8 protein-coding genes are annotated in these 11,775 nt (G+C 61.4%); 1 reads left to right on the forward strand and 7 read right to left on the reverse strand.

Annotation, left to right across the window (positions count from 1 at the left end; genetic code table 11):
• Positions 1-57 precede the first annotated feature (57 nt).
• Positions 58-1,065: a dehydrogenase gene (locus OPIT5_18485; protein AHF91914.1), complete on the forward strand. Its 1,008-nt coding sequence runs from the start codon at positions 58-60 to the stop codon at positions 1,063-1,065.
• A gap of 6 nt (positions 1,066-1,071) precedes the next feature.
• Here OPIT5_18485 and OPIT5_18490 read toward each other — a convergent pair whose 3' ends face one another.
• The 7 genes from OPIT5_18490 to OPIT5_18525 form a co-directional block, all read right to left on the reverse strand.
• Entirely contained in the window at positions 1,072-3,957 is a 2,886-nt protein-coding gene (locus OPIT5_18490; protein ID AHF91915.1) for a uridylyltransferase, read from the reverse strand.
• Complete coding sequence (locus tag OPIT5_18495) at positions 3,954-4,313, reverse strand: acetyltransferase (protein ID AHF91916.1); 360 nt, start codon at positions 4,311-4,313, stop codon at positions 3,954-3,956. Before OPIT5_18495 ends, OPIT5_18490 begins: the two co-directional genes overlap by 4 nt.
• A gap of 267 nt (positions 4,314-4,580) precedes the next feature.
• Complete coding sequence (locus OPIT5_18505) at positions 4,581-5,054, reverse strand: membrane protein (protein AHF91917.1); 474 nt, start codon at positions 5,052-5,054, stop codon at positions 4,581-4,583.
• 129 nt (positions 5,055-5,183) lie between these two features.
• Positions 5,184-8,687: a sugar-binding protein gene (locus tag OPIT5_18510; protein AHF91918.1), complete on the reverse strand. Its 3,504-nt coding sequence runs from the start codon at positions 8,685-8,687 to the stop codon at positions 5,184-5,186.
• Positions 8,688-8,842: 155 nt separating this feature from the next.
• The gene (locus tag OPIT5_18515; GenBank protein AHF91919.1) at positions 8,843-10,096 is read right to left on the reverse strand and encodes a transposase; all 1,254 of its coding nucleotides are present in this window, start codon (positions 10,094-10,096) and stop codon (positions 8,843-8,845) included.
• A 586-nt stretch (positions 10,097-10,682) separates the two neighbouring features.
• Positions 10,683-11,000, reverse strand: a complete 318-nt coding sequence (locus OPIT5_18520) for a hypothetical protein (protein ID AHF94514.1) — start codon at positions 10,998-11,000, stop codon at positions 10,683-10,685.
• 446 nt (positions 11,001-11,446) lie between these two features.
• Positions 11,447-11,602 carry a hypothetical protein gene (locus OPIT5_18525; GenBank protein AHF94515.1) on the reverse strand — a complete coding sequence of 52 codons (156 nt, stop codon included), beginning with the start codon at positions 11,600-11,602 and terminating at the stop codon, positions 11,447-11,449.
• Positions 11,603-11,775: the final 173 nt, after the last annotated feature.

The raw sequence follows: 11,775 nt of genomic DNA on the forward strand, positions 1-11,775 counted from the left end.
CCCTTCCTTTCCTGAAATCTGTGAAACAGGAGTTTTTCAGGAAACACATTATTTACCATGCGAACACAACGACACAAAATCGGCATTCTTGGATGTGGATGGATCATGCGGGATGTTTACACGCCCATCATCCGGCGCCTCTCCGATCAGGTGGAAGTCAGAGCGCTTTGCGATCTGAAGCCGGAAAACCTGCAAGCGGCGTCGCGGAGTTTCCCGCAAGCCGGCATATATGCGAGGCCGGAGGATCTTATCAAGTCTGCCGGGCTGGACGCGGTCATGGTTCTGACCTCCGAACGTGCCAATGCGAGAATGGCATCTCTCGGACTTCAGGCCGGCCTGGATGTTTTTCTGGAAAAACCGCCGGCCATATCTCTGGCGGAACTGGACTGGCTGCTGGAGTGCGAAACGAAGGCCAGTGGACGCCTGTATTCGGTATTCAATCGCCGACATACGCCCCTCCTTGATGGCGTCGATTTCCCGTCTTCCCTGCACCATGCTCGCGGTCGTATGGAACGACGCGGGCGGGATGTAGACATCTTTCCCTACACCGCGATTCACCTGATCGATTCGGTCCAGTTTTATGCCGGCACCTGTTTTTCCGAAGCGGGGATTCTTTTCCGATATTCGCCCTCTCCCCACTGGAGTGTGCAGGGGGTGTGGCCCCATGGCGGAACCTGTCATCTCGAATTGTTTCCGTCAGGCGACGACTATTGCGAATACCTGGTGATTGAAGACAGCGACCAGACATGGGAAATCCAGTTTCCCAATACCGCGAGCGCATTCCCGCGAGGCCAACTCCTGCGAACAGAAAAGGCCGCCCCATCTTCGACGATGCGCATCCCGGACGCGGCCGGCGACAATCACGAACAGATGGGTTATGCGCCCGCTTTCCGGAAATTTGTCGATGCCTTGGACGGGAATGACTTGCCTGGGGACATCTGGCGTCTCTCCAACTGCAGAACGACCATCGCCATTATGGAATCCATGATGTTGAAACCGGAAAAAATGTTACATCTTCCGCTGGGGAATACGCGGACGAGAAGTGTTCCTGCAATGCCTGCCTGAGGCCCCTCATCCCGACGCCGCGACCGCGTCGGCGGGTGCGGGCGGGGCGATCTCGGCGAGGACGGCGTCGCGCAGGGCGTGCAGCCGGGCGGTGTTGTCGGCCGGCGCGTCGGCGCCATTCGCTCCGGCGGTGATCGGCGACGAGGCGCTGTCCTCGATATAAAAGGTGTCCAGCGCCATGCCGCGCTCGGTGCCGATGCGGGCGAAGGTGATGTCGAAACCCTGTTCGCTGATGAGCCGCGCGAGCCGGAACAGGAGGCCGATCTCGTCGCGCGTCTGTACTTCGACGATCGTCCGGCGCATGCTGAGTTCGTGGTACACTTCCACCGACGGCGGGAACGAGGCATGGTAGGCCTCGGCCGGGCTGGACGGGCGCAGCAGGCTGCGGTGGCGGTTGGCCTGGGCGACGATTTCGGGATAAAGGTCCTTGTTGGAAACGAGCGCCGCCTCGACCGTGCGGGCAAAAATCTCCTGCGCCCGCGTGCTCTGCACGACACCGCGGCCGGGCTCGGCCACGTAAAAGGTGTCGATCGCGATGTGGTCGGCGCGCGAGATGACCTTGGCCGCGAGGATCGAGAGCCCCGCCACGCTGAAGGCCCCGGCGAGTTTGTAAAAAAGCCCGGCGCGGTCCCAGGTGACGACGTTGACGACGGTGAGCGAGCGGTTGAGGTCGTCGTGCCAGTCGATCACGGGATGGAGCGCCGCCACGGTGTCGGCCTGCGTGATGGATTTGAGCAGGCGGTTGACCATCTGGATGTGCAACGCGACTTCGTCGGCCTCGGTCTGGATAAAATAGCGCTCGGGAAGGAGGTTGAAGTGGGCGCTGATTTCATCCGCGCTGACGCCGGGGAGATTTTTGGCGACTAGTTCCTGCTTGATCATTTGCAATCGGTGGGAGTTGCGCTCGGCCTGGCTTTCGGAGGAGGTCAGTTGTTCGAGAGTGGCCCGGAAGAGGGTGGTGTGGAGCGTGTCCTTGTAGCTGTTCCAGAGCCCGGCGGAGGTGCCGCGCGAGTCGCAGAAGGTATGGACGTAGAGGTAGCGGAGACGCTCGGCGTCGTGAACGAGTTCGGCAAAAGCAGTGGCACTGGCGGGATCATCAACATCCCGGTTCTGCCAGAAGCGTGCCATGATGAGGTGATTCTTGATAATAAATGCCACAAGTTCGCGACCGGCGGCGTCGATGCCCATGCGTTCGAGGATGGGCATGGCGAGGGTGACGCCGGTCTCGGCATGTCCGCGGATGCCGACAGCCTTGCCGATATCATGCAGCAGGAGAATGAGATAGAGAAGGGTGGGGTGGGCGGTTTCGTGGAGCGCCTGCCGGTATTTGCCGGCGATGGGTTCGGATTCCAGAAACACGATGTCGAGCTGGCGGATGGCGTTGAGGGTGTGGATGTCGGCCGTGTAGCGGTGATAAAATTCGTGCTGCACGAGGCAGGTGAGGCCGTCGAATTCGGGGATGAACCGGCCGAGCACGCCGAGTTCGTGCATGAGCGCGAGGGTCGGGTAGACGGCGCCGGCTTCGTGGAGGATGGAGCGGAAGCTGGTGTTGGCGTCGGGGTGGTTGATGACCTTGCGCGTGACGAGCGGCAGGGATTCGTGGATCAGCGCCTGGAGGGAGAAATCGGGCTGGGCGTTGAGCGACTGGCAGTGGCGGAAAACGCGGATGAGGCGGACGGGGTCGTCCTTGAAGATGCGGGGATGCTCGGCGGTGAGTTCGTTGCCGCGCAGGATAAAACCGTCCACGCGCTTGATGCGCTGGTGACGGCGGGCGCGGACGATGTCGAGGAAGGAGGCGACGAGGCCGCCGGTGCTGCCGCCGGCGGGCTGGGGGAGCGAGGACGGAGCGCCCGGCACGAGGTTGAGCGAGAGGCGGTTTTCCACGAGGCGGGAGACGCGGAAGAGCGTCTGCGCGGCGCGGTAATAATCGTGCATGAACTGCTCCACGCGGGCGAGCGGGTCGGTGTTCATGTAGCCGAGCCCGTAGGCGATGCGGGGCTGGGCTTCGAGGTCGAGCAGATCGGTGGGACGCTTGCTCTGGAAGTGGAGTTCGTTGCGGGCGCGGAGGAGAAAATCGTAGCTGCGCTTGGCGTCGCGGAGTTCGTTGCGCCGGAGATATTTCAGGGATTCGAGCTCGTCGACCTCGGTGATGCCGAGTTTCACGCGGGCCATCCAGAGCATGTTCTGGTAGTCGCGGAGGCCGCCGACGCCGTTCTTGATATCGGGTTCCTGGATGAAGACGGTGTCGCCGTACTTGGAGCGACGGTTCGCCTGGTCTTCGAGGCGCGCGGTGATGTAGGCGCGGGGATCGTCGGTCGTGTAGTAGCTGCGGTAGGCGGCGGCGAAACCGTCGAAGAGCGGGGCGTTGCCGGCGACGAGCCGGGCTTCGAGGAGGGCGGTCTTGGTCTGGATGTCGCGTTTGGCCTCGGCGAAGACTTCGTCGATGGTGCGGGTGGAGTGGCCGACCTTGAGGCCGCAGTCCCAGAGGATGTAGAGGACTTCGTCGACGAGATGCTGCTGGAGCGGTTTGATGGTGGCGGCGGAGACCTTGGCCGGAAAAAGGAACATGATGTCGATGTCGCTCAGCGGGCTGAGTTCGGAGCGGCCGTAGCCGCCGAGGGCGACGAGCGCGACGGGCGCCGGAAGGCTGCCGGCGCGGCGTTCCCAGGCGGCGAGCGCGTAGTCGAACAGGTACGAGAGCACGACATCGACGAGGTCGGCGCGGGCGCGGGCGATGGCGAGGCCGGATTCGCGGGCATCGTGCCGCATGCGGATCATGGCGCTCTCCAGACGCAGGAAACGCTTGCAGGCGGCGAGCCGTCTGGCGACGGGCGTGTCTTCGGTAAAGGCGAGGCGTTCGCGGGCGTGTTTGCGGATGCGTCCGTCGTTCATGCAGGCGGTGTGGGGGGAGGAGAGGGAGGCGTGTGAAGGAGGTCGGCGAACTCGTGGTGCTGTTCGATGAACCGGGCCACGTAGCTGCACACGGGCACGATGCGGGCGCCGGCCTCGCGGGCGTCGGCGAGGGCCGTGCGCACGAGTCGCTCCGCCACGCCCCGGCCGCGCAGGGACGGGGGAACGTAGGTGTGCGTGAAGGTGACGATGTCGGGCTGGCCGTCCCCGCCGGGGCGGAGGTGGTATTCGAGCAGGGCGGGATTGCCGCCGTCGCTCAGGGTGATCTCGTAGCGGGAGACGGCGGCGTTGTGGACGACTTCGGGGTGAGGATCGGGCTGGGCGGGAGAGGCAGGCATGGCGTGGTCGGGTTGGGTGTTTGAAGGCCGAAACATTTTAGGCGACTTCTGAAAATTGAACAGAAGGCAACGAAGAGAACGAAGAACAACAAGGGACGCTTACCGTTCATTCCTGTTTAAATTTCTTGAACCAAATAACTTATTGTTCGGCGTCTTCTTTGTTTTTACCTTCGTTTCCTTTGTTTCCTTCTGTTCAAAAATGAATTTTCAGAACTTCCCCTAAATGTTTGATCGCCTCCGCCGCGAACTCCCGCGTACGCGAGCGGGCTAGCGGGCCGGCTGATTGATCGTGATGGTGGTGGTGCGCTTGCGGAAAAAAAGCGCGTCGGCCGAGAGAGCGCCGCCGCCGCTGAGGATGAGGGAGAGCGAGCCGAGGAGGAGAGTGAGCGGGTATTCCATGCCGGAGGGAGCGAAGTAACCCTTGCTGTGCGCGGTGGCGATGGCCACGGCCATGATGCAGCCGGTGACGAGCCCGAAGAAGCGCGTGGCGATGCCGAGGAGGAGCGCCGCGCCTCCGAAAAATTCGCCGCCGGCGGCGAGCGAGGCCCAGAGGATGCCGGGCGAGAGCCCGAGGCCATTGGCGAAACCTTCGGCGGTGGCCTGCAGGCCCTTGCCGCCCCACCAGCCGAGGAGTTTCTGGGCGCCGTGGGCAAACATCACGGAGCCGACGGCAAGCCGGACGGGAAGGGCGGCCCAGTTGGAGGCGCGGGTGGAAAAGACGGTGCGGATAACACGGTTCATGGCAGGTCGGATGTTGGAAAAGGAATGTTAACGTGCACGTTGCGGCGCGAACGTCGAATCCCGTTTGCCTCTTCCTGCCGGAAAAGCGGCGAAACACCGCTGGCCCTGCTGCTTCCGGCTCCCCGCGTGTCAGAGTCTCTCTTCGACCGCGCCGGCCGCCGGTCGGGGCGTCGGGTCGGCGATGGCGGAGGCGTCGGCGACAGATGCCCGGCCGATGCCGGCCGCAGGCGCGGGGTCGTCCCCCGGCGTGCGGCTCATCAGCGTCATGCCGCCGGCCGGGTGCGGCTCGTTGACAAACACCTCGTCGCCGCGCTGCACCAGCGCGAGGCCGTCCCACACCCACCACTCCGTTTGCGGCGCGGCGCCGGCATCGGGGCGCGTGGCCTTGCCGACCAGCATGCCCGCCGCGTCGTAGGCATAGGCGGCGGCGCGCCCGTCGGGGCGCTGCACCGTCATCACCTTGTCGAGATACCCGTAGCTGAAACTGCGCACGGCCTGGTCGCCTTCGATTTCCTGCGTCATCCGGCCGGCGCGGTCGTAACGGAATTGCGTCACCGAGGCCGGGGCGCCGGAGGGGGCGTCAGCCGCGTCGGCGCCGCCGGGGAAACCGGCCTTGCGCACGAGCTGGTTGGCGGCGTCGTACTCCATTTGCAGCCATTGCGAGGGAGAGCGGTTTTCCACGAGGTTGCCGGCGCCATCGTAGCGGTAGCGGCGATTTTGCCGAGGGTCCTGCGGCGAGTTGACCGTGACGAGCCGGCCGAGCGCGTCGTAACCGTAGTTGAGCTCCACGACAACGGGCGCGGCGGCGGGAGGCGATTTCGGGGCTGCGTCGTTGTCGCCGCCGGCGGACCCTGCGGCGGCTGACGACGGCATCAGGAAGGCGGCCGGCGCGGGCTTCGCCAAGGCGACTCCGACGAAGGAAACCGGCGCCGGCGCGGGCCTCTCCAGCACGCGGCGGGCGAGCATGCCGTGCTCGTCCCACACGTAGCGGAGACGCTGGCGAAGCGAGCCGTCCCGGCCCATGACCTCCAGCGCGGCCATCCGGCCGAAATCGTCGTAAGCGTAGCGGTAGCTGAGCCCGTTGCCGAGCGCCTTGAGTTCCAGGCGGGGAGCCGCCTGGCTGTAAACGTAGCGGGCCGTGAGCGTGCCATCCAGTTCGATGCCGGTCAGCCGGCCGATGGCGTCGTAACGGTTGACCGTCGTGCTGCCGGGTTTCAGCAGGCCGGACGGATCGGAGGGATTGACGGAAAGCATGGTGATCGCGGCCTTCTGCCCGTGCGGTGTCCACGTGTAGGCGACGCCCGAAGGAGGACCGTTGCGCGGGTGCTGCTCCACGCGCGTCACGCGGTCGAGCGCGTCGTACGTGTAGCGCGTAGTGATCTCGGCGGTCCGGGCGGCGACAAGCCGGCCGAGGCCGTCGCGCTCGTAGGTGACGACCTGGCCGCGGCCGTAGTCGATGGAGGTGAGCCGGCCGGCGGCGTCGTAGCGGTAGCGGGCGGTCTGCTCGCCGTTGGCGCGGGTGGCGAGGCGGCCGGCGCTGTCGTAAGTCCAGAGCAGCGTCTGGCCGAGCGCGTTGTCCTGCCGGACGATGCGGCCCATGGCGTCGCGCTCCAGCCAGAGGGCGTTGCCGCGCGGGTCGATCCAGCCGGTGACTTCGTTCACGGCGTTGTAGCGGTAGATCGTCCACTGGCCGAGCGGGTCGATGACCGCGGCGAGCCGGCCCTCGGCATCGTAAAACCGTTTCGTCGTGTGCCCGCGCGCGTCGGTGAAACTCACGCCCTGCAAAAACACGCTGGCCGGCGCGGGCTGCCAGGTGGACGGGGCTTTTTTCGGCTCCGGCAGCGTCAGGGCCTCGGCGAGGTAGGCCCACTTGCCCCAGGGCTGGTGGTTGCGCTGCACCTCGAACGGGCGGCCCGCGTTGTCATAGCGGTACGAATACACCACGCCGGCCTCGGTGCGCTGGAGCAGGCGGCCGGCCTTGTCGTAGCGGGTGGTGGCGATGCGGCCGTCTTCCCCGCGCTGTTCGACGGGGCGGCCCTCGTCGTCGTATTTGACCTGCTCGATAAACCCGGCGGGCGTCTTGCGGTACACCATCCGGCCCCAGACATCGTAACGGAAAGTGGTTTCGGCCCCGCCTTCGGCGACCAGGCGCACGAGCTGGTTGCGCTCGTCGTACTCCATCTGCGTGCGGTTGCCGGCGGCATTGAGGATGGCCGAGGGTTTGCGGGACGCGCCGGTGTAGAGGAAACGCCGGACAAGCTGGCCGGCGACGGCGACGGCTTCGCCGTCGGGTTTGGCGTTCAGGGTTTCGGGTTTGGGGTTGCTGGCGGTTGCGGGTGTCGCTGGCGATCCCGATGCCGACAACCCCGAACCCGAAACTCCAAACTCTGAACCGGGCAACGCCCCCATCGGCGCGCGCCAGATTTCCACGAGGCGGTCGCGCTCGTCGTACACCTGGCGGATTTCGGCTTTGCCGAGTTCGCGGATACGCACGGGCAGATGGCGGGTGTTGTAGTCCACCCGGTAGGTCACCTGCCCGTCGCGACCTGTGCGCTCGCGCAGGAGGCCGCGGCCGGCGGCGCGGCGCTGGTAGGCCGTCACCTCGCGGCTGCCGTCGGGGTACGTGGTGGTCAGCGTGGATTTGGCGTAGTCGTGGCGGACGGTCGTCTTGCGGCCTGCGCGGTCGGTGCGGCTCAGGGTGTAGCCGCTGCGCTCGGCCCCGGAATGTTCGTAGGTGGCCAGCCCGTCGTCGAGCAGCCGGCCCTTTTCGATCTCCCAGCGAAACCGCTCGGTGCGGCCACCGGGATAACGGATCACGGCGAGCACATCCTCGATGTACCGAAAATGCATCGCGCCCATCGCATTGCCGTTCTCGGCCAGGGCGGGCGATCCGGTTTCGAGGTTGATCACGGGATCGGTCTCGGGGCGGGTTTCGTTGACGCTCTTGCGCTCGGCGGCGGCGTTGCTGGCGAGGGTGAAAAAGGTGGAATCCCAGCGGATGAGGTGGCCGGTGTCCTTGTCGTACGTGAGCCGGTGCTCCATCAGGTCGCTGACGAGGCGGACCGGTTTGCGCTGGTCGTTCCAGGTGACGCGCAGCACCTCCTTGCGGGTGCCTTTTTCCGCCGCGCTCAGGTACTGGAGCACCCGGACGAGCAGGCCCTTGTCGTGGAAAAATTCGAGCTGGCGGCCCGAAGGCGCGGTCAGCGTCGCGGGCAGTCCGTTTTTGTACTCCCACACCCAGCCCTCGCGGTCGGTCAGCCGGTAGTGGCCGGCGGCGATTTCCTTGCAATGCCAGCCTTCGGGGCTGAATCGGGGCGGCGTGGCCTCCATGTCGTCGCGGAGAAACTCGACCTGCCCGCCGCCCGGCGGCTGCCAGACCAGCCGGTCGCGGTTGGCGGGATAGAGGTAGCTGACCAGTTGCGGAATGTTCCAGCCCGAGCGGTAGATGGTAGTTTTCGGGTCCGTCTCACCCTTTTTCAACGGTTCCTTCGGTGGTAATAACGCAATCCCGGCCTGCTTTCGCATGAGATTGCGGCGGGCATACTGCGCGTGCTCGGTGGTTTTGGTCTTCGCTGCATCATGGATCAACTGGAGTGACAGGCCGAACTCTGGCGCAGCAGGAACTGGTCCCATGGGGAGGTAGTGTCCGTCAAGTTTCGCACATTTTTTTGAGCATGTAGGTAGCGGAGGAAGGTTATATGTTATTTTTATGGTTGTTTTAGTGATGGAAGGCGGCTGCGCGCAGGCCCGGCTTGGCGGGCCGTAGCGCAGCCGCCTTCCATCAAGATTCATGCTGCGCGTGTTTGGTTTTCCATCACGCAAGTCTGGTTCAGATGGGTCATATCCATGTAGCGTTTCTGGCCCCACTGCGAGCCTGCCACATGCCGCAGGCGTGCGGCCACAAGGATCATCGCGGAGTTGCCGTCAGGAAACGCTCCCACCGCACGCGTTCTGCGGCGTATCTCACGCATGAGCCTTTCGAGCGGATTGTTTGTTCGCAATGAACGCCAGTGCTGACTGGGGAAGTCGTAATAATTGAGCGTTTCGTCGATCCCGGTTTCCACCAGTTGTGCGGCCGCGGGCAGTTTCATCTCGCGCAGCTTGGCGGTTACCTGCGCGGCCTTGGTGCGGGCCGATGCCCGATCCTCGCTCGCATGGATCGCCTTGAGCATGGCGGCCACATCGCGCACCTTGCCGGCAGGCACCAGTGACCAGACATTGCGGTAAAAATGCACTGCGCAGCGTTGGTGTTTGGCCTCGGGATAAAACTCGGCCAGGCTTTCCACCAATCCCAGGCACTTGTCCGAGATGAACAGCTTCACTGCCTTGAGCCCTCGCTCCTTGATGCGACGAAGGAAGTTTTGCCACGAGGCTTTGTCTTCTTTCGTGCCTTCTTCGACCGCAAGCACTTCGCGGTAGCCTTCGGTGTTCACTCCGACTGCCACCAGGATGCTCACGTTTTTGACTTCCCCGCCCCAGCTGCGTTTCAGCCAGATGCCGTCCAGATAAACATAGGCGTGTTTGCCTTCGATCGGGCGAGCCCGCCAGGTGTCGATTTGCACCGCGATCTTCTGGTTGAGTTCGCTCAGGGTCGACGGACTCACCCGCGAACCCCACAGCGCCTCGGTGATGTCTTCGACTCGTCGCACCGACACACCTGCCAGATACATCTCCACCAATGCCTCCTCCACGCTGCTTTCACGTCGACGGTAGCGTTCGATTATTGCCGTCTCAAACGGCAGTTTCCTCAGCTTGGGCATCCTCAGCGTCACTTCTCCTGCCTTCGTCTGATATTGACGCTCATAATGGCCCGCACGCGTGTCCACACGCTGCCCGGTATGCTCGTAGCGCCCTGCCTTGCACAACTGCTCGGCCTCCGCTTCAAGCAGCCCGTTGAGCGTTTGCTCCACCGTGCTCACCACCACCTTGTCCAGATGGCTCCTGATCAGCTCTTCATCCACACGGATCACTCCGCCGGACATATCTTTGCTCGCCGCTTCTCCGCCGATACCTTCATTCGTATTTTCAGTTCTTTCGTTCATCGAGGGTGACTCCCCCGCTTCTATTATCTCTAAAAATGTGCGCAAGATTCCGGACGTTATCCATGGGGAGCGCGAGTGCAAGACCACCGTCGAGACCGGCGTTGCCAAGACTGGAGGGGTTCGTCTGCCAGTCGGGGGCTGCTTGCAGAAGAAGTGGTAAACAAGCGGCCAATGGCAGAAATGACAAGATGCGTATGGTCATGGGATTGTGAAAAAAATGCCCCTCCGCAAAGCAGAGAGGCCTTAAAAAATATCAAACATTTAGGTTTGAGCCCTTACGGCTTGCCTTCATAAATCGCTTCAAGCGCTCAAGAATTCCCCCCCCCAAAAAAAAAATAATGGTTTGTACAACCGGGTTCGGTACCGGTTTGCCTACCCAATATTCCTTCGAGTATTTTTTGATTACCTTGTAAGTTTATATAACAGTGCAGCAGAGAGTTGCTCTATCATCCTTTGCGCCTGAATACGAACTTGATACAGAGTTATTAAAGTATGAGCTATCATTTAGCTTCCACCCACTTCCCTTCGGTGGACCATTTTCATTAGTGATATCTCCTTGTCGGCAAGATCGGTTTTGATGTCAGCTTTATTTTTCCAGCAGATCAAAATTATAATTCATCTGCCTGTCTTTTGTAATCCTATAGATTTTAATGCTGCTTTTCTCGTTGACGGAGAATGTTAGAATAATTTCATCACCTTTCTCTTTGTGTGACACCAACTTGATTTCGTCATTGGCATCGTTTTTGATAATAAAGCCAGGAAGAAGCCCCAGCCCATCCCAAGTTGCCTGATAAGTGCGTGCTTCTTCAATTTTTTCGACAGGGAATATCACTCCTTCAGCGATATTAAGAGCAACACCGAAAGATTTTGATTTAGTGAAGTATAGATTCCCGTCGTTTGCCATCTTGGAAAGGCTCAATATATCAGAGTTAGCATAAGATGGTAGGCCTGCTACTGCAAGTACTGTAAGGAAAAATAATATTCTTTTCATGACTACGAGGATATTTTACTATTATTCTGTGACAACTGCGCGAACGCCAATAAAACTAACATAAGGTCCGCCACTCCCCATCCCCACTTCAATTTTGGCGAGAACATATGATTTATATTCGACTGGTACATTTACGGAAAAAGACATGCTTATGGTAGGATCAATGCTTACTCCCACCCCTGCGACTTTTCCTGATATGCTTGCTGTTCCTGAAAAAGAATACTCCACGTCTACCGCTTGGAGAGTGGAATTTGTAAATTCTGAGCCCGGGACTTTCTTTTCTAGGGTAACAGATAATTTCCCATCTTGAAGTTGGATATTCCCAAAATCAATTTCAAATCCTGCTATCTTTACAGATGCTAAGCCATCAGGGTCAACGGCATTAAATATATCTTCACAGTATCCATATGTGTTAATTCCATCTGGAAATCCGCTAGGGTCAGCAGACATCCACCGCCCCTCTTCTGATCGGTAATTTCGGAACGGAAACACGTATGCTCCCAAATCTTCATCATAGGGCTTACCGGTATAGCGAGTCGGATTACCGGCGTTGCCATCGTGGCTCAACGGAGTGCCGAAGGCATCGGCTTCCATCTGGGCGATTTCACCAGCGACATCAATGGTGGCCACCGTGGTGGCGAGGTAGTCACTAACGTAATAGATATCCCGGGCGAACGACATGCTGGTG

Source organism: Opitutaceae bacterium TAV5, from assembly GCA_000242935.3.
GTDB lineage: Bacteria > Verrucomicrobiota > Verrucomicrobiia > Opitutales > Opitutaceae > Geminisphaera.